Origin of the sequence: Microbacterium sp. Root166 (assembly GCF_001427145.1) — a bacterium.
In the GTDB taxonomy this organism is placed as follows: domain Bacteria; phylum Actinomycetota; class Actinomycetes; order Actinomycetales; family Microbacteriaceae; genus Microbacterium.
The window spans coordinates 1-23,806 of the sequence record NZ_LMGL01000003.1; the positions used below are offsets into that span (position 1 = coordinate 1).

Here is a 23,806-nt window from a genome sequence, read left to right on the forward strand (position 1 = left end):
CGATGAAGGTGCACGGCGCCGACATTCAGACGTTGACGTCGAACTTCTTCGCGGAGTTCTCCGCCCTGAACTTCGGAGATGACTGATGAGCGCGCTCAAGCCGATCCTTCGTGAACTCAAGCAGGCTGCTCTCAAAGGGGGCGTGCATGCTCGAGACAGGCTCCACCAGCTGAGCGACAACATGAACGATCATCTCGACGCGGTGGTGCGACAGGTCCGGGATGCCGACCAGTTCAACAACTCGATCGACGTCAGTCTCAAGCGCTTCAAGCGGAACCGGAATCACGACTCTGCCGAGTACAACCGGCAGTACAACGAGCAGATGGACACTCTGCAGAACATGACGGTCGGAGACTGGTTGCGGAACCGGATCGAGTACCTGGAGAACGGCCGCACTCCTGACTCCCTGCAGGCGCAGCGGACCGCTCGAGACAGTGCCCTGAACGACAAGTACGATGAGCTCCGCGATGAGGGTCTCAGCCCGCAGGAAGCGCAGCAGGCTGCAGAGAGATGGCTCGCCACTCAGGCCGCCACGCACCGTCTTGACGGCATCGCCGGGGGCGACGTCACCGACGTCTCGGGTGTCGGAGACAGCAGGATCAACTCCTCGCTGGGATCCCAGTGGAGGTCTCGCGTCGGCGACATCGACAGCGCCGTCGTCGGCTACGTCGATGCGAACCCGGGCGTGGACCTCGACAACGTCTTCATCAACGTCGTGCTCCGATAGGTTGGAAAGATGATTGAGATCGCCGATTTCGTTGTGCACGCGCCAGTTCCGGCGGAGGTCATCGACGAGTATCGAGGTCGGGTTCCGGATGAGCTCGTCGATATCTGGGAGCAATACGGGTACGGCACATTCGCCGAGGGCTTTCTGCGTGTCATCGACCCGAAGCTGTACGAGACCGAGGTCGGCGACTGCATCGGCAAGACGCAGGGTGACGGCATTGCTATCCCCATCATGGTCACGGGCCTAGGGGATCTGATCACCTGGGAACCGAGCCTCGGCATCGTCGCCATCCAATATCGACTTGGCACCACCTACGGTCTCGGCACGCGATTCCGGAGCGTTTTCAGGCTCGTCGAGGATGGTCTTATCCTCAGTCGCTTGCGCGCCGAGATCTTCCCCGAGGCGGTGGCCGCGCACGGCGAATTGCCGTACGACGAATCCTTCATCTTCGTTCCGCTGTTGTCGCTCGGCGGTCAGGCGAAGGTCGAGAACCTGCACAAGCGCAAGACGATCGCCGCGATCCAAGTGGCTGTGGATCTTCAGGGCGTCATCGGGCACTGACTCGGCGATCAGACAGACGATCTTCGGGTTCCGACTCATCGGCGGATGGGGATTTCGCCCCATCGAGGGCGCGACGAGGCTCGGCTAGCGTCTTCGATGGATCCCCTCTCCTCCCTGGCCGACGGCTTCGGAAGCGGCGTCCTCGGATAGGTTGGAAACATGGTTGAGATCGTCGATTTCGTGACGCGCACGCGCGTCCCGAACGGGCGCCGATGATCTGGGAGATCGATGATCAGGAGCGCGTCGTCGAGGGAGTCGACGCCGCGGGACGCCCCGACCCTGCGTACGCCGCTGCTCTCGGCCTCGTCCGCGCGCCCTTCGGGCGCCGGTCCCTGGCATTCGCTTGCGACGTAGCGATCTGGATCGTCCTGCAGCTTCCGCTGTGGCTCGGCGCCGTCCCGCTTCTGCTCAAGCTTCTGTCGGGTTCCGTCTCCACGTACGGGTTCGTCAACCATCCCGACTTCGTTCTCAGCGTGATCTTCGCGTCGGTCAGCGCCTTCCTCTCGCTCGTCTTCCTCATCGTCCAGTGGGTGCTCAATGGTCGCAAAGGCGTCACGGCGGGCAAGTCCGTCACCGGCATTCGCACGGTGAATGTGCGCACCCTCGAGCGCCCCGGCGTCGGAGCGATCCTGCTGCGCTTCCTGATCGTGATGGCCGCCGGCATCGTGCCCGCGGGTACCGCCGTCATCCTGGCATCGCCGACCTTCGACGCCGGACGCCGCGGGCGCGGCTGGCATGACAAGGCGACCGGTGTGTGGCTCGTCGACGTGCGCAACGGGCTGAATCCCTACGACGAGAAGCGCATGCGTCTCGCGCGCAAGAAGGTGAAGATCGAACCGCTTCCCGAACGTTCGGAGCTGCCGTCTCTCGCGACCCCACGGGATCCGAGAGCGCAGCCGGAGTACCGTCCCGGAAATCGCATCAGCGCGGGCGTGCTCGGGGTGGCACGACCGCCGGAGGAGCTGCCCGTCATCGAACCGGCTCCCGCGACGATGGCCCAGCCGCAGGCGCCGCAGGCCCAGTTCCCGCAGCTGCTCACACCGACCCCGGCGCCGAACGCCGGCGTCCCTGGCCCGCTCCCGGCACCCCAGCCGGCCCCGCAGCCGCAGTCCGCATGGCAGCCGCCGGCGCTCCTGCCCCCCGCCGACGCGCCGCCGGCACCCGACGCGCCCGCGACACCGGCGCCGTCGCCCCGGCTGGCGGCGACCGCGATGCGCTTCGAGCTTCGCCTCGACACCGGCGACAGCATCCGCGTTTCCGAGCCGATCCTGCTCGGTCGCAACCCTGACGCCGCCGATCATCCAGGAGCGCGACCGATCGCCGTCGCCGACGCGAGTCGGTCGCTCTCAAAGACGCACATGTTCGTGCGGCCGGTCGACGGAGGGCTCGAGGTCGTCGACTGGCACTCGACGAACGGGTCCGCCCTGATCAGCAACGGCGTCGAGCACGCGCTCCCGCCCGGTGTGCCGGTTCAGGCAGCCGAGGGCGACAGGATCCGCCTCGGTGACCGCCTCGCAGATGTGATCCGCATATGACTCGCTGCGCACTGAAGACCTATACCGGGCGGCGCTGCCGTGTCGGAGGAGAGCCATGAGACTGAAGCTGACCCTGCACCGTCATGCGAGCGACCCCGTCGACATCGTCATCACGACGGACTCCACCGCCACGGTCGCCGATGTGGCACGCCACGTCGCCGAGGCCGATCCGGCCCGGTCCGTCGCCTTCACGGAGGGGGACGTCCTCACCCTCGCCGTCGCCCCGCCCACGGGCAAGCGCATGATCTCGCTCCAGCCGCACGTCCCGATCGGCGAGGCTCCGATCGGCTCGGGCTTCGCGGCATCCATCATCAACTACGGCCCGGGCTACACGGCATCGGAGCAGCGCGAGATCGTCGGAACGCTCCGCGCGATCGCCGGACCCCTGGCCGGCCAGGAGTTCCCGATCGCAGCCGGGCATGTGTCGCTCGGCCGCGTTGCCGGCAACGACATCGTCCTCGCCGACCCGATGGTCTCGAAGCATCACGCCCGGCTCGAGGTGGGCGCCCACGTCGAGGTGGTCGACCTCAACTCGGCGAACGGCGTGCTGGTGGACGGGGTTCAACTGCAGCGTGTGCGCGTCGAGGACGGCGGGCCGTTCGTGATCGGCGGCACGACCCTGGTGCTCTATCTCACCCGGTCGTTCGACGGATCCGCCGACGAGGAGCCGATCATCGAACGCGGTGGGGGACTGCTGTTCAACCGCAGCCCGCGGGTCGAGGTGAGATACCCGGGCACCAAGTTCAAGGCCCCGCGTCTGCCCACCGAGAAGATCGGCAAGATCTTCCCGTGGGCGATCATGGTCGCCCCCATCCTGATGGGCGGCGCGCTGTTCGCGATGAACGGCAACCCCCGCTCTCTCCTGTTGATCGTGATGACGCCGCTGATGGCGTTGATGAACCTCGTCAACCAGTCGATGCAGAGCAAGAAGAGCGAGGGGCACGAGTTCCTGCTCTTCGAGCGGCAGTACGAACAGCTCGAAGAGGACCTCTTCCGCGGCAAGCCCGAGGAAGAGGCGGCGCGCAGCATCGAGGCGCCGCCCGTCGCGGAGGTCTTCGATCAGGCGATGCGCCTCGGCCCGATGCTGTGGACGAGACGCCCCGAGCATTGGAACTTCCTCGGTCTGCGGCTCGGCAGCTGCCGGCTCCCGGCGCGCAACGCGATCGAGGCTGCCGAGACGCCCGACGGACTTCCGGAGTACATCGACCGCATCGACCGGCTGCGCGAGCGCTACGAATTCGTCGACGACGTGCCCGTGTTCGAGATGCTGTCGGCCGCCGGATCGATCGGGATCGCCGGGCCGAAGGCCCTCGTCGCCGACTCGATGCGCGGCGTCGCGGTGCAGCTGTTCGGGCTGCACGCTCCCAACGACGTCGTCGCGGTCGCCTTCGCGGACTCCGCGTGGACGCCGGAGCTGGAGTGGCTCAAGTGGATGCCGCACACCTCGAGTGAGCGCAGCCCGTTCCGCGACAAGCCGCTCGCCGACTCCGCGCCCACCAGCGCCGCGCTGCTGAGCGCGCTCGAGGACTTCGTCGGCCGCGCCGTCGCGGCCGCCGGGAAGCCCGAGCCGCGTGGGCCGTTCAAAGAGGACTGGAGCCCGCTGCTGTTCGGCACCGACGTTGCTCGCGCGGCGGGCGAGACCGCACGCACGGCCCCGGTCTCGATCATCGTCTTCGTGACGGGCGACGCACCCGTGGATCGCGGCCGGCTCATCGACGTGCTGGAGCGCGGAGCGGATCACGGCGTGCACGCCGTGTTCGTCTCGCCCACGGTCGAATCGCTGCCTGCTGTGTGCCGCAGCTACATCGAGCTGTCCACGGCCCTCGACGATGCGCGCGTCGGCCTGGTGCGCAACGGAGAGGCATTCGAGCACGTCCGCGTGGAGGGGGTGTCGAACGCGTACATGGAGATGTTCGCGCGGCGCCTCTCGCCGGTCGTCGACGTGAGCACGGTGGTGCACGACGCGTCCGACATCCCGAGCTCGGTCATGTTCCTGCAGCTGATCGACCCCGCGATCGCCGAGGACCCGAACGTCGCGATCGAGCGCTGGCGCCAGAACACGACCATCATCGACCGATCCACCGCTCCGCGGCCGAGGCTGAAGAAAGCCGGCACGCTCCGCGCGGTCATCGGCCAGGGCGCGAGCGACGCGATGGCGCTCGACCTGCGCACGCAGGGCCCGCACGCGCTCGTGGGCGGTACGACCGGTGCCGGAAAGTCGGAGTTCCTGCAGGCATGGGTTCTCGGCATGGCCGCGGCCCACAGCCCCGATCGCGTCACGTTCCTCTTCGTCGACTACAAGGGCGGGTCCGCGTTCGCCGACTGCGTCGACCTGCCGCACTGCGTGGGGCTCGTGACGGACCTGAGCCCGCACCTGGTCAGCCGCGCCCTGACCAGCCTGCGCGCCGAGCTTCAGCACCGTGAGCACCTGCTGAACCGCAAGAAGGCCAAGGACCTGCTCGAGCTCGAGAAGCGCCAGGATCCCGAATGCCCGCCGGCGCTCGTGCTGGTCATCGACGAGTTCGCGGCACTGGCCTCGGAGATGCCGGAGTTCGTGGACGGGGTCGTCGACATCGCCCAGCGGGGCCGGTCCCTCGGCATCCATCTGATCATGGCCACGCAGCGGCCCGCCGGTGTCATCAAGGACAACCTGCGCGCGAACACCAACCTGCGCATCGCGCTGCGCATGGCAGACGAGTCCGACTCCCGCGACGTCGTCGACGACGAGATCGCGGCGAGCTTCCCGCCGAGCATCCCGGGCCGCGCGATCGCCAAGACCGGTCCCGGCCGCCTGGTGCCCTTCCAGTCCGCGTACACGGGCGGCTGGACGACGGATGACGAAGCCGCCGTCGCGGAGGTGCGCGTCGCCGAGCTGCGCTTCGGGGCCACGCGCGAGTGGGAGGCCGACCGTCCGGCCGAGTCCGACGCGCACGAGCACGATCTCGGGCCGAACGACCAGCGGCGCATCGTGTCTACCCTGGTCCGTGCCAGCGATCTCGCCGGGCTGCCGCGACCCCGCCGGCCGTGGCTCGACGACCTGTCGCCGCTCGTCGACCTGCAGGACCTGCCGAACGAGGGCGACACCCGCATCCCCATCGCGATGATGGACGTGCCCGAGAAGCAGCTGCAGGAGTCGGCCGTGTTCGTGCCCGACCGCGACGGATCGCTCGTCGTCTACGGCACGTCGGGCTCCGGCAAGTCCACCCTGCTCAAGACCATTGCGACAGCCGCGGGCATGCGTCCGGATCGCGGACGGGTGCAGGTGTACTGCCTGGACTTCGCCTCGGGTGCCCTGGGCGCCCTGGCCGCGCTTCCGCACGTCGGATCCGTCGTCGACGGCGCTGACGTCGAGCGCATTCAGCGCCTGCTCCGCACGCTCGACCAGGAGATGGACCGTCGAGCCGCCGCCTTCTCGTCGGCCAGCGCGGCATCCGTGCAGGAGTACCGCGAGCTCGTCGATCCGAACATGCCCCGCATCGTGCTGATGATCGACAACTACCCCGAGTTCAAGAAGGACTGGGAGGTCGCGCCGGGCCGCGGGCCGTTCTATCGGACCTTCATGCGGATCGTCGGCGAAGGACGCACCCTCGGCCTGCACGCGGTGATCACGGCGGACCGCGGCAACGCGGTGCCGAGCGCCGTCTCCGCGAACATCTCGCGCCGCGTGGTGCTGCGCATGGGTGACCCGAGCCAGTACATGCTGCTGGGTGCGCCGCGCGACATCCTCGACGAGCAGTCCGCACCCGGCCGCGCGGTCATCGACGGGCATGAGGCGCAGATCGCCGTGCTCGGTGGCACGTCCAACGCTGTGGAGCAGACCAAGGCGCTCGCCGCACTCGGCGCTCGCCTGCGCGGCATCGGCGTGCGCGACCTGCCCGAGATCGGTGCGCTGCCGACGATGATCCCGACGGTCGAGATGCCGGCGCACGTCGAGGGGATGCCGGTCTTCGGCGTCGCCGACGACACGCTCGCGCCGCGCGGATTCGAGCCGATCGGATCGTTCGTGATCTCGGGGCCGCCCGCGTCGGGACGGACGAACACGCTGAAGGCCCTGGTCGTCGCCATGGAGCGCTTCGACCCGGCCGTTCGGCTGTACCACTTCGGCAGCCGCCGAGCGGACCTCAAGGACTTCCGGCCGTGGGTGCGGAGCGCCACGAAGCCCGAAGACGAAGCGGAACTGGCCGCGGAGCTGACCCAGCTCGTGATCAGCGACGAGCCGGGCGAGCGCATCATGATCGTCATCGAGGACATGCCCCATCTGGCGGACGGCCCGGCCGATCGTCCCATGCGCACGCTGCTGCAGGCGATGAACAACAGCGAGCACATGCTGATCGGCGAGGCCGAGATCAGCCGTGCGAGCGGCAGCATCGGAGTGCTCGGCGAATGGAAGTCGGGCCGCCAGGGAATCGTGCTCAAGCCCGACACCTACGACGGCGAGGCGATCTTCAAGAACCCGTTCGGCCGCGTCAAGCGCTCGGACTTCCCGGTCGGGCGCGGCATCTTCGTGCAGGCCGGCCGTGCGGTCACGATGCAGGTCCCGCTCGTCGTCGAGCCCGTGAGCGCCGAGACGGTCGTGCCGGCGGCCGCCACGCGCGCCGAGACCAAGCGCGCAGCGACACATGGGTAGTTCTCCCCATGTGCGGGTTTGCGAACCTTCGCTAGCCTCAATGTGTGAGGGTCAGAAAGACCCGAACAGGACGAACGCTGGGAGGCGGGTTTCATGGCCGGACATGACTTCGGAGCAACATACAGCGAGATGGAGACTGCGGCGCAGCGTCTGCGCGACGGGCGTCAGACCGTCACGGACACGCTGAAGGAACTGCAGGGCATCATCGACGACCTCGTGCAGGACGGCTTCAAGACCGAGAACGCGTCGGATGCCTACGCCACCGCGTACTCGGAGCTGACGACGTCGCTCGACGACGCCTCCGAGGCTGTCAACGACATGGCAGATGCCCTCGACCGCATGGCCGACAAGATCCGCGACACCGACGCGGAGATGGCCGGCGGCTGAGCCGATACATCGTCAGAGGTCGTGGTGCGATCGCACCACGACCTCTGCTGTGTGCGGCCGCCGGATAGGATCACAGACATGAACGGAGCGCTGAGTCGATGAGGGCATCACAGAGCTACTGGTACAACCTCACGACGCAGTCGGTGCAGCGCGCCGACGAGCGTCCTTCCGAGGACACGATCGGCCCGTTCGCCTCCGCCGAAGAGGCCGAGGAGTCACCCGCCGTGCTGCTCGAGTACGCGCGTGCGTGGCTCGACAGCGAAGAGAGCGAACCGTTTCGCGAACTCGCCGCTGAGAGCGACGACGGCGTCGACCTCGTGTGAGGGTCGACGCGTGAGATTCCACCGCGGTGTCGCGGCCGCGGGCGTCGTGCTGCTGCTCGCCGGCCTGGCCGCGTGCGCTCCGTCGCTGCCCGCCACCGTCGTGCCCGACACCAAGGTCACGGTGGGCTGGCCGGGCGCGCTGACGTCGCTGAACGCCGCCGCTGCCCCGACGCCCGGGAACCTCGACATCGCGGCGGCGACCCGCGGCACCTTCGGCGACACCGTCGACGGCTCGTTCGTGCCCGACGAGGGCTTCGGTAAGGCCTCGATCGTCGGCGACGACCCGTTCACGGTCCGGTACGACCTCGCCGAGCCGGCCTGGTCCGACGGCATCCCGCTCGACGCCGCGGATCTGATCCTCGGCTGGGCGGGTGCCAGCGGGTACTTCGCCGAGGACGTCGACGCCGAAACGGATGCGGATGCCGCGCCCGTCGTCTCGGCACTGGACGAGTTCGCCCGGGCGATCGAAGTCACGTTCCCGGAGCCGACGATCGCGTGGCAGAGCGCCGTCACCGTGTCGGTCCCCGCCCACGTCGTCGGCCAGCGCGCGTTCGGCCTGGACGATGCGATGGAGGCCAAGCAGGCTGTCATCCGTGCCGTTCAGGAAGAGGATGCCGCGGCGCTCGCTGAGATCGCCGAGGTATGGAACCAGGAGTTCGCCGTCGCCGAGAAGACCGACGTCGCCGCCGATCTCCTGCTCTCGAGCGGCCCGTTCCAGATCGACGGAAGCACGCTCTCCGCCGACGGCCGGAGCGTGACGCTCGTGCCCAATCCCTCGTACCGCGGTGCCGCGGGTCCGCAAGTCGCCCAGATCGAACTCGTGCCGCCCGGGGATGACCCGATCGCGACGCTCGGCGAAGACCTGGATGTCGTGCAGGTCGCACCGACCTCGGCGAACCGGGCCGCGATCAGCGAACTCGAGCGCCGCGACTTCCCGGTGCAGACGACCCACGACGGGGGCGTCTGGACCGTCCTGCTCAGACCAGCCGGCGTCTTCGCGCAGCCGGCTGCGCGCAGCACGTTCCTGCGGTCCATCCCCGCCCGCGAGGTGGTGGAGGCCGCTGCCGGCGAGTGGTCGTCGGCCTACACGGCGACGACCTCGGTGGTGGCGGCGCCGGGTTCCCCGGCCTACGACATCGTCGCCGAGGACTCCGGCTTCGCGACCTCGCTCGGCGCGCCCAGCGAGGAACCGGCGCTGGAGCGTGAGGCCGCGGGCGTCGTCGCCGGCACGCCGGTGTGCGTGCTCTACGACCGCGGCAGCGAGTTCGCCGCGGGGGCGTTCGCGGCGATGCGGGACGGACTGGGCGCCGAAGGGTGGAACCTGACCGACTGCGGCAGCGACGACGTCGACGCGGCTATGGGCCAGGGCGGGTGGGATGCCGTGATCGCGCGCGTTCCGATCCCGCAGACGCCCGAGGAGTTCGCCGCGCAGTGGGGCGGTGGGAGCGCGGCATCCCTCACCGGCCATGCCGACGCCAACCGCGACGCCCTGATCGCTCAGCTCGCCCAGACCGTCGACGTCTACGAGGCGAGAGAGGTGCTCGCCCAGATCGAGTCCACGATCGTCGGCGCCGCCGTCGCCCGCCCTCTCGCGGTCAGCCCGCAGGTGACGGTCACAGACCGCGAGGTGGCAGGCGTCACCGCGCGGAACGGTTCGCTCGCGCCGCTGCTGTACGGGGTCGCGCAGTGGACCGCGGTGCCATGATCCGCCCCTGAACCGCGACCACGGCCATGTCCGATTTCCGCGAGCGGATGTCGGCGGCCCGTGTCAGGCTGGGGTCATGAGCATCCCGGCCATGACCTTCGACGAGCGGTACCGCGCCATCGACTCGCGCGACTCCCGCTTCGACGGGCAGTTCGTCACGGCCGTCCGCTCGACCGGCATCTACTGCCGCCCCAGCTGCCCGGCCCGCACGCCCAAGCCGGTGAACGTCACGTTCTATCCGACGAGCGCGGCTGCCCACGAGGCGGGCTACCGTGCGTGCAAGCGGTGCCTGCCCGAGGCGGCGCCAGGCTCGCCGCAGTGGAATCTTCGGGGCGACACCGCGGGCCGCGCCATGCGCCTCATCGCCGACGGGGTCATCGAGCGTGAGGGCGTTCCGGGGCTCGCCCGCCGGCTGGGCTACTCGCCCCGGCATCTCACGCGGCTCCTCTCCGACGAGCTCGGCGCCGGACCGCTGGCCCTGAGCCGTGCGCACCGCGCGCAGACGGCGCGCATGCTTCTGGTGGGCACCGGGATGGCGGCGGCCGATGTCGCGTTCTCGTCGGGGTTCGCGAGCGTCCGGCAGTTCAACGACACCGTGCGCGAGGTGTTCGGCATGACGCCGCTCGAGCTTCGGGCACGACGCCGCGTGAGTGGAGCCGACGCTGCGCCCGGCGCGATCGACCTCGTGCTGCCGCACCGCGGTCCACTCGACGCCGAGGGTCTGTTCGCCTGGATGGCGGCGCGCGCAGTCTCGGGTGTCGAGACGGCGACGGCCGAGACCTTCTCCCGGGTTCTGCGGCTGGACGGCGGCCCCGCCTGGTTCGAGCTGCGCGTCGACGACGCCGGGCGCGTTCGCCTCCGGGCCAGGCTCACGCAGCTGTCCGATCTGTCGACGCTCGTCACCCGCGCGCGGCGGCTGTTCGACCTCGACGCCGACCCCATCGCGATCGACGAGGCCCTGTCGCGGCATCCCGAGCTCGCCGACGTCGTGAGCGGACTGCCCGGCATCCGGGTGCCCGGCGCCGCCGATCCGCACGAGATGCTGATCCGCGCGATGGTCGGCCAGCAGATCACAGTGGTGGCGGCGCGCACCGCGCTCACAGCGCTCACCGCAGAGCTGGGCGAGCCCGTCGACGGCTTCGACGGCGTGACGCGCCTCTTCCCGACGATGGCCGCGATCGCCGAGCGCGGTCACGAAGTGCTGCGCGGACCCGCGGCTCGCATCCGCGCGATCACCGGCGCGGCTGCGGCGCTCACCGACGGCACGCTCACGCTCACGACCGGCGACGACGGGCCGCAGCAGCGCGAGACGCTTCTGGCCATGCCGGGAATCGGTCCATGGACCGCCGACTACGTCCGCATGCGGGTGCTCGGCGACCCCGACGTCACGCTCCCGGGCGATGTCGCCGTCCGCAGCGGCGCAGCCGCCCTCGGGATTCCCTCCGACCCCGCGGGCCTGACGGCCTGGGCCGCCCGCACCGCCCCGTGGCGCAGCTACCTGACCGCGCATCTCTGGCGCGCCGTGCCGCCCAAGCCCAAGCCCATGCGCGCGCCGAAGACGGCACGCGCACTCCAGCCCGCCCGCATCACCGCCCCGAAGGAGCAGTTCGCATGAGCACCGCGACCATCCAGACCATCGACACCCCCGACGGCGCGTTCACGATCCTCGCCGACGACGACGGACGCGTGCTCGTCTCCGGCTGGACCGACGATGTCGAGCGGGTCATCGGGCGCCTCCGCGCCGCCGACCGTCCCGCCACCGTGCGTCACGGGCGAACGGATGCCGCGGCCGCTGTGCAGGCGTACTACGACGGCGACCTCGGCGCGATCGACGACGTGGCGGTCGCCCAGCGGGGCACGCCGATGCAGCTGATCGGCTGGGCCGCCCTCCGCCGCATCGAGCCGGGGCATCCGCTCACCTACGCGGAGTTCGCTGCCGAGCTCGGCTCGCCCCAGGCCGTGCGGGCGGCGGCATCCATCTGCGCGCGCAACGCGCCCGCGCTGTTCGTGCCGTGCCACCGCGTGCTGCGCACCGGGGGAGCGCTCGGCGGCTTCGCCTGGGGGCTCGACGTCAAGCGCCGGCTCCTCGACCGCGAGGCCGGAGTGCCCGCGCTGGTCTGATTCTCCGCGCCGGGGATCGATGCCGGTGTTGCGTTCAGCGAACTCCCAGGTCTAGGCTGGAGGGCTGTCGCGTCGTTCGCCCGTCGCGCAGTCCCGTCCGCTCTCACTTTGGAGGATGCCATGTATCAGGCCGCCATCGCCGCGAAGACCGCCTTCGTCCTCCGTATCGCTGGGCCGCAGCGCCGCCGCATCCAGGGGTAATCGCACCCCTTTTCGCGTGCCGGCTCATGCCGGCTTCGGCATACCGCCGCCCTCGGGAGCGTTCCCTTCATCAGCGCTCCGTCGCGCCTCGCGCACCGTCGACCCCATCCGGGTCATCCGCACTCCATCCCCACAAGGATCATGACCACCACCGCACCTCCCTCGCTTCCTCAGCCGTCGTCCGCGCCGCCGAAATCCACCCTCGCCGCGCTGGCGCGGCTGCTGCCGTTCGCCAAGCCCGTACTGCCGCGCCTCATCCTCGGAGCCGTCAGCGCGCTCGTCGCGAGCCTCCTCGCGCTGTCGATTCCTCTCGTCCTCGAGCAGATGGTCGAGGGTCCCATCAGCTCGGGCGACTTCACCCTCGTCGTCTGGGGTTCCGTCGCGATCCTCTTCCTCGGCCTCGCCGAGGCGCTCATGGTCTGGCTGCGTCGCTTCTTCGTCGTCGGACCCGCCACCAAGGTGGAGTACGACCTCCGCCGGGGCTTCTACTCGCGCCTGCAGCGCCTGCCGGTGTCGTTCCACGACCGGTGGCAGTCCGGTCAGCTCCTCAGCCGCATGATGCAGGACATCAGCATGCTCCGCCGCTGGATGGCGTTCGGCATCGTGCTGCTCGTCGTCAACGTCATCACGGTCGCCGTCGGCACGCTGCTCCTCTTCCGCTGGCACTGGCTGCTCGGAATGATCTTCCTCGTCACCTCCGCGCCGCTGTGGTACACGGGCTACTGGTTCGAGAAGACCTACGGCAGCCTTGCGCGCCAGAGCCAGGACCAGGCGGGGGACCTCGCCACCTCCGTCGAGGAGAGCGTCCACGGCATCCGCGTCCTGAAGGCCTTCGGCCGTGGCAAGCACGCGCTGCAGAAGTTCACCCGGCAGGCCGAGACGCTGCGCGAGACGGAGCTGAGCAAGGCCCGCGCGATCGGCTGGATCTGGTTCTGGCTCGTGCTGCTGCCGGACATCGCCTTCGCGCTGTGCCTGGGCGCCGGCATCTACCTCACCTCGATGGGGCAGCTGCAGGTGGCCGAGCTCATCGCCTTCTTCGCGATGGCCACGGTGCTGCGCTGGCCGATGGAGTCGATCGGCTTCCTCTTCTCGTTCACGCTCGACGCGCGCACGGCGACCGACCGCATCTTCGAGGTGTTCGACGAGGACAACACGATCGTCGATCCCGCCTCGCCGAAGACCATCGACCGCCCGCGCGGGGAGCTCGTCTTCGAGGGCGTGCACTTCCGGTATCAGGATGCCGCGACCCGCGAACGCGATCTGCTCGACGGCATCGACCTGGCGCTGCGTCCCGGCGAGACCATGGCGCTGGTCGGCCTCACCGGGTCGGGCAAGACGACGCTCACCACGCTCCCGGCACGCCTGTATGACGTGACCGAGGGCCGCGTGACGCTCGACGGCGTCGACGTGCGCGACCTGACGCTGGACGAGCTGCGCCGCCACGTCGGCATGGCGTTCGAGGACGCCACGCTGTTCTCGCAGTCGGTGCGCGACAACATCCTGCTCGGCCGTGAGGACCTCGCGCCCGGCAGCCCCGAGGCCGAGGCCATCCTGCGCGAGGCGCTCGACGTGGCCCAGGCGGGCTTCGTCGACGAGCTCCCCGACGGCGTCGACACGATCATCGGCGAAGAGGGCCTGTCGCTGTCGGGCGGTCAGCGGCAGCGGCTCGCCCTGGCACGTGCCGTCGCGGCTCGACCCGCCGTGCTCGTGCTCGACGACCCGCTGTCGGCGCTCGACGTCGACACCGAGGCGCTGGTCGAAGACGCGCTGCGCGAGGTGCTGCACGCCACCACCGCACTGGTGGTCGCGCACCGCCCGTCCACGGTCATGCTCGCCGACCGCGTCGCCCTCCTCGAGTCCGGACGCATCACGGCCGTCGGCACCCATTCCGAGCTGCTCCGCGAGAGCGAGCACTACCGTCACGTGATCTCGAGCCTCGAGGTCGAGCAAGCCCGCCTTCGGGAGAGGGAGGTGAACCTGTGAGCACCGCAACCGTCTCCGGCACCAGCGGCGAAGACCGCTCCGACTACACCCGCGACGAGAGCAAGGCGATCCGCAAGCGGTCGCTGCGCCTTCTCGGCACGCTCGTGACGCCCGTGCGCGGGCAGCTGTGGCTCGCCGCCATCGTGCTGGTCGTGTCCACGGCCTTCCGGGTCGCCGGTCCTGCGCTCATCGCGTACGGCCTCAACCAGGCACTGCCCGCCGCCGTGAACCAGATGAACTGGCTCCCGACGATCGGCGTCGTCGTGGTGTACCTCGTCACGGGCATCGCCGGCGCAGCGCTGATCGGCTGGTACGTGGTGGTGGCGGCTCGGCTGACCCAGGCCGTCATGCTGGACCTGCGCAAGCGCATCTTCCTGCACACCCAGCGCCTCAGCCTCGAGTTCCACGAGTCGTACACGTCCGGCCGCATCATCTCTCGTCAGACGAGCGACCTGGACTCCATCCGGGAGCTGCTCGACGGCGGCCTGAACGAACTCGTCTCGGGCCTCCTGTACGGCGGCTTCACGCTCGTCGCCCTGCTGCTGCTCGACTGGCAGTCCGGCGTCATCCTCGCGGTGATGGGCATCCCGCTGTTCCTGCTCATGCGCTGGTTCTACCTCAACTCGCAGGTCGCCTACCGCGAGTCCCGCGTGGTCAGCGCGAAGGTCATCGTCAAGTTCGTCGAGACCATGACCGGCATCCGGGCCGTCAAGGCCTTCCGCAAGGAGACCCGCAACGACGACGAGTTCGGCCAGCTGGCCAGCGACTACCGCGACGTCAACATGCGCTCGATCCGCCTGTTCGGCATCTTCGAGCCGGGACTCATGGCCGTGGCATCCGTCACGGTCGCCCTCGTGCTGCTCTGGGGCGGCTACCGGGTGCTCGACGGCACGATGCTCATCGGAACGCTGCTGGCAGCCGTCGTCTACGTGCGCAACTTCTTCTCGCCGCTGCAGGAGGTCGCGTTCTTCCTGAACTCGTACCAGTCCGCGACGGCCGCCCTCGAGAAGGTCTCGGGCGTGCTGGAGGAGGAGCCCACCGTTCCCGATCCTGCGAAGCCGGTCGACCTGTGGGCCGCGCGCGGGCACATCGAGTTCCGCGACGTGCTGTTCGGGTACTCGAAGGACCGCGTCATCCTGCCGGACTTCTCGCTCGACATCCCGGCCGGGCAGACCATCGCGCTCGTCGGCACCACGGGCGCCGGCAAGTCGACGCTCGCGAAGCTCGTGTCGCGGTTCTACGACCCCACCGAGGGCCGGGTGACGCTCGACGGCGTCGACCTTCGGTCGCTGCACCCCAAGGACCTGCGCCGCGCGATCGTCATGGTCACGCAGGAGGCCTACCTGTTCAGCGGCACGGTCGCCGACAACATCGCGCTCGGAAAGCCCGACGCGACGCTCGACGAGATCGAGGCGGCCGCGCGGGCTGTCGGGGCGGATGCCTTCATCCAGGCGCTGCCCGACGGCTACGCCACCGACGTCAACAAGCGCGGCGGCCGGGTGTCGGCGGGGCAGCGTCAGCTGATCTCGTTCGCCCGGGCCTTCCTCGCCGACCCGGCGGTGCTGATCCTCGACGAGGCGACGGCCTCGCTCGACATCCCGAGCGAACGCCAGATCCAGGACGCCCTGCAGACGCTCCTGGCCGACCGCACGGCGATCATCATCGCGCACCGCCTGTCGACGGTCGCGATCGCCGACCGCGTCCTCGTGATGGAGCACGGCCGCATCATCGAGGACGACGCGCCCGAGGCGCTCATCGGCGGCGACGGCCGCTTCGCCAGGCTGCACGCGGCCTGGCGCGAGTCGCTCGTCTGATCCCCGTCACGGATGCCCCGCCCGCGCCTCGCGCGCGGGACGGGGCATCCGTCTTTCCAAGCCCGTCCCTCGGTCAGACGCGCGCGTTCGACACGGCCGTGGCGAGCGGATGCCCCGTCCCCAGGTCGAGCAGTGCCATGACGCCGTCGATGCCTTCGCCTGCGGGCTCGCGGAGCGTGACCTCGAGCGGGCTGGACTCCAGGCGCTCGACGAAGGCGTCGTGCAGCATCGCAGACCGGAAGACGCCGCCGATCGCGCACACGTCGGCGGGCTCTCCCTCATCGAGGACACGGCCCAGAGCTGCCTCCACACTGTGGGCGAGTTCACGGCCCGCGCGGACGGAGATGTCGCGCGCGACCTCGTCGCCCGCTGACGCGAGCCGCGCGACCTGCGCGGCGAAGGAGGCGACGGTCGAGACCCGGTCGTCCGAGGACTGGAGGTCGATGTATGCCTCGGACAGGTCCGGCCAATGCTGCTGTGCGACGTCGCGCAGTGCCGTCTCCGGGCCCCGGCCGTCGTAGGCGCGCATCACTGCCGCGAGCGCTTCGCGGCCGATCCAGAAACCGCTGCCGGCATCGCCCATGAGGTAGCCCCAGCCGTCGACGCGAGCGACCTCCGTGCGGCCCACCGCCAGGGTGACGACGCCACCGCCCGCCGCGACGACCGCGCCGCGGGCGTCGCTCATCGCGCCGAGGAAGGACGTGGTGGAGTCGTGAGCCAGGGCCACCTCGCGCACCGACGAGCCGTCGAGGAGGGTGAGCAGTGCCGAGGCATCCGCTTCCCTCGATGTCAGGCCGGACACGCCTGCCGCCACCGCAGTGGCACGCACGCCCGTCCGGTCGAACGCCTCGCGAGCAGCTGCGGCCAGCTGTGGAAGGAGGGGCTCGGCGGTGCGGATGCCGGGGAGGAGGATGTCTTCCGAGCCGCCTCCCTGACGGACCCGGACCTTGATCCCCGTCTGCCCGGCGTCGAGGGCGAGCATGCGCGTTCGTCCGCTCATCGCGGACCTACGGTGGGGGTCAGGTCGAATCGCGGCACGACGTTCACCCTAGCCCGCCGGGCAGCAGTGCCCCGGGGACGAAAGAAAGGGCGACGGGGCCTCGATGGGGGAGGGGTATTCGAGACCCCGCCGCCGGCTTCGGGCGCCCGTGGCGGACTATCTCGCCAGGCGCTTCGCGGTCGAGGCGTTGCGCGAGATCAGAACCTGACCTCTGCGATGACCTCACCGTACTCGGTCTCCCCGACCGGAGTGAAGCCCATTCTCTGGAAAAATGCCTCGGGTCCGCCCTCGCCGGCCTCGTAGATGACGCACAGGCGGTCCATTCCGCGGTTGCGCGCCTCTTCGAGCAGCTGCTGCACGGCGAACCGGCCGACGCCGCGACCCTGGTCGTCGGCGTCCACGTTGATGCGCCAGAGCACGGAGCGGAAGTGATCCTGGGGTGCTTCGGGGTCGAAGTTCGCACTGACGAACGCGACGACCTCTTCGCCGTCGAGCACGACGCGCTGCCACGTCGTCTGCGGGTTGACCACCGTCGCGGCGATGCCGTAGCTGACCGGTGCGAGGTACTGCTCCTGGCCGGGCTTCAACGAGAGGTTGTTGACCGCCACGATCGTGGATGCGGACAGTTCGACGAGTCGGAGGTCACCCATACTCCACAGGCTAGCCCGGATACGTCGTACGGGCACGAATCGGTTCTCCACGTAACGAGGAGTTCATCTGCCGAGATATCTCGATATCGAGATAAATCGCCATTGCGATAGTCTGGAAACACGACCCGAACGGAGACGAACCCGGTGACCGACTCGACCATCATCTACACGTACACGGACGAGGCCCCGGCTCTCGCGACGGCATCGTTCCTGCCGATCGTGCAGGCCGTCGCAGGTCAGGCCGGCGTCGACATCGAGACCCGCGACATCTCGCTCGCGGGCCGCATCCTGTCGGCGTTCCCGCAGAATCTCACGCCCGAGCAGCAGGTCGGCGACGCGCTCGCCGAGCTCGGCGGACTCGCCACGCTCCCCGAGGCGAACATCATCAAGCTCCCGAACATCTCGGCGTCGATCCCGCAGCTGAAGGCGGCCGTCGCCGAGCTGCAGGCCGCCGGCTACGACATTCCGGACTACCCGGACGACGCCGAGAGCGTCGAAGACAAGGACATCCGCGCGCGCTACGACCGCATCAAGGGCTCCGCCGTGAACCCGGTGCTCCGCGAGGGCAACAGCGACCGCCGTGCGCCCCTGTCGGTGAAGAACTACGCCCGCAAGCACCCGCACCGCAACAAGCCGTTCGCCGACGGATCCAAGACCCGCGTCGCAACCATGGGCCGCGACGACTTCCGCTCCAACGAGAAGTCCTTCGTCTCGCCCGCCGACGACGTGCTCACCATCCAGCACGTCGCCGCCGACGGCGCCGTCACCGAGCTGAAGACCGGCCTCAAGGTGCTGCCCGGCGAGATCGTCGATGCGACGTTCCTGTCGGCATCCGCTCTCGACGCGTTCCTCGCGCAGACCCTGAAGGATGCCGCGGCCGACGACGTCCTGTACTCGGTGCACCTCAAGGCCACGATGATGAAGGTCAGTGACCCGATCATCTTCGGCCACGTGGTCAAGGCGTACTTCGCCGACGTGTTCGAGACCTACGGCGACAAGATCGCCGAAGCCGGACTCACCCCCAACGACGGCCTCGGCGCGATCCTGGCCGGACTGCCCTCGGTCGAGGGCGGCGACGAGATCGTCGCGGCCATCACCGCCGGTCTCGCGCGCGGTCCCCGCCTCTCGTACACCAACTCCGACAAGGGCCTCACGAACCTGCACGTCCCCTCGGACGTCATCGTGGACGCCTCGATGCCGGCGCTCATCCGCAACGGCGGCAAGCTCTGGGGCGTCGACGGCGGCGAGGACGACACGCTCGCCGTGATCCCCGACTCGTCGTACGCCGGGGTCTTCCAGACGGTGATCGACGACGTGAACGCCCACGGCCCGCTGGACCCCGCCACGATCGGCTCGGTGCCCAACGTCGGCCTCATGGCGCAGGCCGCCGAGGAGTACGGCAGCCACGACAAGACGTTCGAGATCGCGGCCCCCGGCGTGGTGCAGGTGCGCAACGCCGCCGGCGACGTGCTGCTCGAGCACGACGTCCAGCCCGGCGACATCTGGCGCGCGACCCAGACCAAGGACATCGCGATCCGCGACTGGGTGAAGCTGGCGGTGACCCGTGCGCGCGCCAGCGCGACCCCCGCGGTGTTCTGGCTCGACGAGACCCGCTCGCACGACGCCGAGCTCATCACCAAGGTCAAGACGTACCTCGCCGAGCACGACACCGACGGCCTCACGATCGAGATCCTCGCTCCGGCCGCCGCGACGCAGTACTCGCTCGACCGGCTCCGCAAGGGCGAGGACACCATCTCGGTGACCGGCAACGTGCTCCGCGACTACAACACCGACCTGTTCCCGATCCTCGAGGTCGGCACGAGCGCCAAGATGCTCTCGATCGTTCCGCTGCTCTCCGGCGGCGGGCTCTTCGAGACGGGCGCCGGCGGCTCTGCACCCAAGCACGTCCAGCAGCTCGTGTCCGAGAACTACCTGCGCTGGGACTCGCTCGGTGAGTTCTTCGCGCTGGCAGCCTCGTTCGAGCACCTGGCGACCTTCACCGGCAACATCAAGGCGCAGGTGCTTGCCGACACGCTCGATGCCGCGACCGGGACGTTCCTCGAGAACGACAAGTCGCCGGGCCGCGCGCTCGGCACTATCGACAACCGCGGCAGCCACTTCTATCTCGCCCTGTACTGGGCGCAGGAGCTGGCCGCGCAGCAGGTCGACACCGAGCTCGCCGCGGCCTTCGCCCCGGTGGCCGAGGCCCTCGCCGCGAACGAGGCGACCATCGTCGCCGAGCTCAACGCCGTGCAGGGTGCGCCCGCCGAGATCGGCGGCTACTACCGTCCCGACCACGAGCTGGTGACCGCCGTCATGCGCCCGTCGAAGACCTTCAACGAGATCATCGACGGCCTCGCCTGATCAGACGAACGAGAAGAGCGGATGCCCCGGCCTGGGGCATCCGCTCTTCTTTTGTCTGCGGTGTTCTGCGCGGGTCAGCCGTGGACCCAGACCTCGGTTCCGACGGGGGCCCAGCGGTACACGAACTCGGCGACGTTGGTGGGCATGTTGACGCAGCCGTGGCTCATGGGGTTGCCGAAGTTGTTGTGCCAGTACGTGGCGTGGAAAGCGATGTCAGGGGCGAACCAGGTGAGCCACTTCACGTCCTTGGTGCAGTAGCTGTCAGTGCGGCTGGGGTCGCGGCAGGCGGCACCCAGGTCCTGCTCGGCAGTGTGTGCGTACACGCGGAAACTGCCCGTCGGGGTCGGCGTGGCCGAGCGCCCCGACGAGATCGCGTACGACTGCACGAGGTTGCCGTTCTCGAACATGTACGTGCGCTGGTCGCCGAGGTCGACCTCGATGCGGCGCGCGAGCGCGACCGTCGTCACCGGCACCTCGTTGACCGGGAGCGCGAACGCGCCGCTGCCCTCGGCGAGCTGGGACGCGAAGTCCGAGGCGACGTTCGACGTGTCGCCGACTTCGCGCCCGCTCTGGCCGCCGGATTCCTCGCGGAGCACCTTTCCGGCGGAGTCGGTGATGACCTTGGCGTTCTCGGGCGCGCGGTTGACCGCCGCTGCGAGCGTGTCGACGTGAGGCTGGATCGCTGCGGCGTCGGCGGTGATCTCGAAGGTGTCGTCGTCGCCGGGAGCGACCGTGAGCCACGAGGCCGCGGTAGCGCGGTCGATCGGCACAGTGCGCTCGGCGCCGATGTAGAACCCGGCGGTGTCGAGGATCGTGTTCAGCTGCCCGACGGTGCCCTCGGCGACGTGCGTGGGGATGTCGGCTTCGACCGGGACGGCTTCGACCGGGAGCTCGATCTCGCTCTGACCCGACGCGAAGGCGTCCGTCAGAGCCTGGCGGACCGTTTCGAGGTCGATGCCCGAGCCGGGCTCGGCGGGCACGGTCACGTAGGACGTGCTCGCGGCGTCGAATTCGACCTGTGCGTCCACGGGGTCGGCGTAGAGCTCGGGAGCAGCGGCTCGCAGGACGGACGTGGCGGCCTCGTCGTCGAGCTGGACCACGACCTCGTCGGCGGGCGGGAACCAGGCGGTCACATTCCACATCGGGTGCTCGGCGAAAGCGGTCTCGGCCAGGCCCGTGGCGTCGACGGACGCTCCGAGGTCGGCTCCGGTCACTTCGACGTCGCCGCCGGCGCCGGTGAGGACGATCGTCGTGTTCGCGAGGCGGGCCTGCACGGCCTCGGCGGCTGCGCCCGGCGTGAGCCACCCCACCGAGACGCCGGCGATCGAGGTGCCGGGTGCGATGAGAACGAGGGATGAGGCGACGAGACCGGTCACGGCGACGCCGGCGCCGAGCCCGATCCACAGGGCCTTGCGGCTCTTGCGCGGCTTCGGCTCGGCGGGCGCCCAGGCGTACGCCGGCGCATCCGGGCCGTTTCCGGTGGGAGCGGCGCCGACGTGCGTGCTCTCCATCGCGACGGTGGCGTCTTCGACCTCGCCGGTGGCGTCGGCCGGGTCGGCATCGGCCGGGTCGGCGTCGACCGGGTCGGCGTCCCGCTCGACCGCGGGCTCGTCGAGGACGACGGTTGTGTCTTCGGGAGAGGCATCGTCGAGGACGACGGTGGTTTCTTCGGGGGAGGTCTCATCGACGACCTCGTCGGTGCCGTCGACATCGGCGGTCTCGGGCTCGACGGCGGACTCGGGCTCGACAGTGCTGCTCTCGACAGTGCTGCCCTCGACGTCCGCCTGATTCTCGCCATCGACGACGGGCGGAGTGCCCTTGGGCAGCTCCGCATCTGCGTCCGGCTTGGTCGCCAGATCCGTCACGTCATTCACCCCCCGGCTAAGAGCAACGATGCTCTCATGGTACGGGACCTATATAACGATTCGGTTGTGGAGCCGCCTGCGGCCGATGTCTCACTCTGCGGGGGCGCAGAGCTCCTGGAACTGGGTGGTCGTCTCCTGGAACTCGGCACCGAGCTCTTCGATCTCGCCGAGGCGATCGGTCTCGCCGGCGACGATGGCCGCCATCACGTCCGCGACCTGCTCGAACATGCTCTGCAGGGACGGCACGAGCGCCGCCACCTCATCGTTGGTGATCTCCGCAGAGACGTCGGACAAACTCTGCGCCGCGGCCTCCATGGCCTCGACGGCGGCGGCGGGATCGTCGGTGTCCAGGCCCTCGAACTCGGCCGTCGCGCCGCTGATCGTCTCCTGCACGATGGTGCACGCCTCTTCGGTCGTCTGCTCTCCGCCCGAGTCCTCGGCCGGCGCGGAGCTTGACGATTGCGGTGCCCCGGAGCCGTTCGACGCGGCCGTGCAGCCGGTGACCCCCAGCAGGGCGACGGCAGCGAGCGCCAGTCCGACGAAGCGGGGGGAGGTGAGCGTGCGCATCGCTCCACTCTAACCCCGCCCGAATGTAACAGTTTTGTAAACACCCCGTGCAAATGCATCCCGAGGCTTGCGGGGACTTTGTTCGTAAGGTCTACTAACAAACATGACTGCATCGGAAGCGCAGCGCGGCCCTTCCACTCTCGAGTTGCCGCGCCTCACCGGACCCCACGGTCGCGCCTTCGGGCCCGGAGGGGCCCTTCGCCAGGGCGGCAAGGTGCTGCCCGAGCATGCACGCGGCCACAACCGGGCACTCCTGCTGCAGACCCTCTTCCACCAGGGGGCCATGAGCCGGGCCGACCTCTCCCGTGAGACCGGCCTGACCCGCGTCACGATCTCGGACCTCATCGCGGAGCTGATCGCCGACGGCTTCGTCGCCGAGATCGGCGTCCGCGAGGCCTCCGGTCCCGGCAAGCCCGCGATGCTCGTCGACCTCGACCGTGCCGGCCACCGGATCGTGGGCATCGACCTCTCCGGAAGCGACACGTTCATCGGCGCCGTCCTCACGCTCGACGGCGACATCGTCGCCCGCCGGGAGGTGGCGCTTCCGCCCGCGGGCGATGTCGTGGCCACCGTCATCGAGCTCGCACGCGAGCTCGTCGCCGACTCACACGCTCCGGTGCTGGGGATCGGTGTCGGCGCCCCCGGTGTCGTCGACGATCGCGGCGTCATCCTCACCGCGCCCAACTTCGGCTGGGCGGGCTTCGACCTCGAGGGTGCGCTGCAGGAGGCGCTCGGCCTTCCCGTCCTGGTGGCCAACGACGCCAACGCGGCGGTGCTCGCCGAGTACACGTTCGGCGGCGCCGGCGACGACGTGCTGCTGGTCAAGGTCGGGCGCGGTGTGGGCTCGGGTCTGCTCGCCGCCGGGCAGCCGATGCGCGGCAGCCGCTTCGCCGCCGGCGAGATCGGCCACGTGACCGTGGGCACCGATGGCGGCCCGACCTGCGTGTGCGGCAAGGTCGGATGCCTCGAGGCCTGGCTCTCGGTGCCCTCGCTGACCGCGCGGCTGGCCGAGGCATCCGTCTCCTCCGAACGTGACGGCATCCTCCGCGATGCGGGGGAGCGCCTCGGAATCGCACTGGCGCCCGTCGTCGGTGCTCTCGACCTCTCGGAGATCGTGCTGTCCGGCCCGCCGGAGCTGCTCGGCGGAGCGCTCGCGGAAGCGACGGTGGAGACCCTTCGTGCGCGCACGCTCGCGCAGTTCCACGACAGCGTGCGCGTTCGGATGACCGAGCAAGGCCAGGACATCGTGCTTCGCGGCGCCGCGGTCATGGTCCTCTCAGGACAGCTCGGCGTGTCCTAGCAGACACGACCGATCTCGCCAGGGGCCACGGCCCCGGGCAATTCCCCCCGGATGGGTCACCCGGCCCTTCCAAAAC

At 69.6% G+C, this 23,806-nt stretch carries 17 protein-coding genes; 13 read left to right on the plus strand and 4 right to left on the minus strand.

Annotated elements, in window-relative coordinates; genetic code table 11:
- Nucleotides 1-85: 85 nt before the first annotated feature.
- The 11 genes from ASD56_RS11780 to ASD56_RS11830 all read left to right on the plus strand — a co-directional run bounded on the left by ASD56_RS11780 (nucleotide 86) and on the right by ASD56_RS11830 (nucleotide 15,984).
- Nucleotides 86-727 carry a polymorphic toxin type 15 domain-containing protein gene (locus ASD56_RS11780; RefSeq protein ID WP_055965959.1) on the plus strand — a complete coding sequence of 214 codons (642 nt, stop codon included), beginning with the start codon at nucleotides 86-88 and terminating at the stop codon, nucleotides 725-727.
- 9 nt (nucleotides 728-736) lie between these two features.
- Nucleotides 737-1,288: a GAD-like domain-containing protein gene (locus tag ASD56_RS11785; RefSeq protein ID WP_055965962.1), complete on the plus strand. Its 552-nt coding sequence runs from the start codon at nucleotides 737-739 to the stop codon at nucleotides 1,286-1,288.
- 212 nt (nucleotides 1,289-1,500) lie between these two features.
- Nucleotides 1,501-2,823 carry an RDD family protein gene (locus ASD56_RS16570; RefSeq protein ID WP_055965964.1) on the plus strand — a complete coding sequence of 441 codons (1,323 nt, stop codon included), beginning with the start codon at nucleotides 1,501-1,503 and terminating at the stop codon, nucleotides 2,821-2,823.
- Nucleotides 2,824-2,878: 55 nt separating this feature from the next.
- A complete protein-coding gene (locus ASD56_RS11795) occupies nucleotides 2,879-7,450 on the plus strand; it encodes an FtsK/SpoIIIE domain-containing protein (protein WP_055965966.1) in 4,572 nt (1,523 codons plus the stop codon).
- A 93-nt stretch (nucleotides 7,451-7,543) separates the two neighbouring features.
- The gene (locus ASD56_RS11800) at nucleotides 7,544-7,837 is read left to right on the plus strand and encodes a WXG100 family type VII secretion target (protein WP_235565690.1); all 294 of its coding nucleotides are present in this window, start codon (nucleotides 7,544-7,546) and stop codon (nucleotides 7,835-7,837) included.
- Nucleotides 7,838-7,935: 98 nt separating this feature from the next.
- Nucleotides 7,936-8,160, plus strand: coding sequence for a hypothetical protein (locus ASD56_RS11805; RefSeq protein WP_055965970.1), 225 nt, complete (start codon nucleotides 7,936-7,938; stop codon nucleotides 8,158-8,160).
- Nucleotides 8,161-8,170: 10 nt separating this feature from the next.
- Nucleotides 8,171-9,865: a hypothetical protein gene (locus ASD56_RS11810; protein WP_055965972.1), complete on the plus strand. Its 1,695-nt coding sequence runs from the start codon at nucleotides 8,171-8,173 to the stop codon at nucleotides 9,863-9,865.
- A 76-nt stretch (nucleotides 9,866-9,941) separates the two neighbouring features.
- Nucleotides 9,942-11,480, plus strand: a complete 1,539-nt coding sequence (locus tag ASD56_RS11815; RefSeq protein WP_055965974.1) for a DNA-3-methyladenine glycosylase 2 family protein — start codon at nucleotides 9,942-9,944, stop codon at nucleotides 11,478-11,480.
- A complete protein-coding gene (locus ASD56_RS11820) occupies nucleotides 11,477-11,986 on the plus strand; it encodes a methylated-DNA--[protein]-cysteine S-methyltransferase (protein ID WP_055965976.1) in 510 nt (169 codons plus the stop codon). Before ASD56_RS11815 ends, ASD56_RS11820 begins: the two co-directional genes overlap by 4 nt.
- A gap of 342 nt (nucleotides 11,987-12,328) precedes the next feature.
- Nucleotides 12,329-14,170 carry an ABC transporter ATP-binding protein gene (locus ASD56_RS11825; protein WP_055965977.1) on the plus strand — a complete coding sequence of 614 codons (1,842 nt, stop codon included), beginning with the start codon at nucleotides 12,329-12,331 and terminating at the stop codon, nucleotides 14,168-14,170.
- Nucleotides 14,167-15,984, plus strand: coding sequence for an ABC transporter ATP-binding protein (locus ASD56_RS11830; protein WP_055965979.1), 1,818 nt, complete (start codon nucleotides 14,167-14,169; stop codon nucleotides 15,982-15,984). The genes ASD56_RS11825 and ASD56_RS11830 overlap by 4 nt, the downstream gene beginning before the upstream one ends.
- A 73-nt stretch (nucleotides 15,985-16,057) precedes the next feature.
- Here the strand turns inward: ASD56_RS11830 and ASD56_RS11835 are convergent, their stop codons facing one another.
- Both ASD56_RS11835 and ASD56_RS11840 read right to left on the minus strand, forming a co-directional pair.
- Complete coding sequence (locus tag ASD56_RS11835) at nucleotides 16,058-16,984, minus strand: N-acetylglucosamine kinase (RefSeq protein ID WP_055965980.1); 927 nt, start codon at nucleotides 16,982-16,984, stop codon at nucleotides 16,058-16,060.
- A 197-nt stretch (nucleotides 16,985-17,181) separates the two neighbouring features.
- Nucleotides 17,182-17,634 (minus strand): GNAT family N-acetyltransferase, encoded by a 453-nt coding sequence (locus tag ASD56_RS11840; protein WP_055965982.1) that lies wholly within the window; start codon nucleotides 17,632-17,634, stop codon nucleotides 17,182-17,184.
- Between the two features lie 144 nt (nucleotides 17,635-17,778).
- Between ASD56_RS11840 and ASD56_RS11845 the strand changes: the two genes are divergently transcribed.
- Nucleotides 17,779-19,998: an NADP-dependent isocitrate dehydrogenase gene (locus ASD56_RS11845; RefSeq protein WP_055965985.1), complete on the plus strand. Its 2,220-nt coding sequence runs from the start codon at nucleotides 17,779-17,781 to the stop codon at nucleotides 19,996-19,998.
- A 74-nt stretch (nucleotides 19,999-20,072) separates the two neighbouring features.
- Here the strand turns inward: ASD56_RS11845 and ASD56_RS11850 are convergent, their stop codons facing one another.
- Both ASD56_RS11850 and ASD56_RS11855 read right to left on the minus strand, forming a co-directional pair.
- Nucleotides 20,073-21,872, minus strand: a complete 1,800-nt coding sequence (locus tag ASD56_RS11850; RefSeq protein WP_235565692.1) for a L,D-transpeptidase family protein — start codon at nucleotides 21,870-21,872, stop codon at nucleotides 20,073-20,075.
- An 81-nt stretch (nucleotides 21,873-21,953) separates the two neighbouring features.
- On the minus strand, nucleotides 21,954-22,430 hold the full coding sequence (locus ASD56_RS11855; protein WP_055965988.1) for a hypothetical protein: 477 nt from the start codon (nucleotides 22,428-22,430) through the stop codon (nucleotides 21,954-21,956).
- Between the two features lie 103 nt (nucleotides 22,431-22,533).
- On the opposite strand from ASD56_RS11855, the gene ASD56_RS11860 reads away from it, so the two are divergent.
- Entirely contained in the window at nucleotides 22,534-23,730 is a 1,197-nt protein-coding gene (locus ASD56_RS11860) for an ROK family transcriptional regulator (RefSeq protein WP_082541443.1), read from the plus strand.
- The last annotated feature ends 76 nt before the right edge of the window (nucleotides 23,731-23,806 follow it).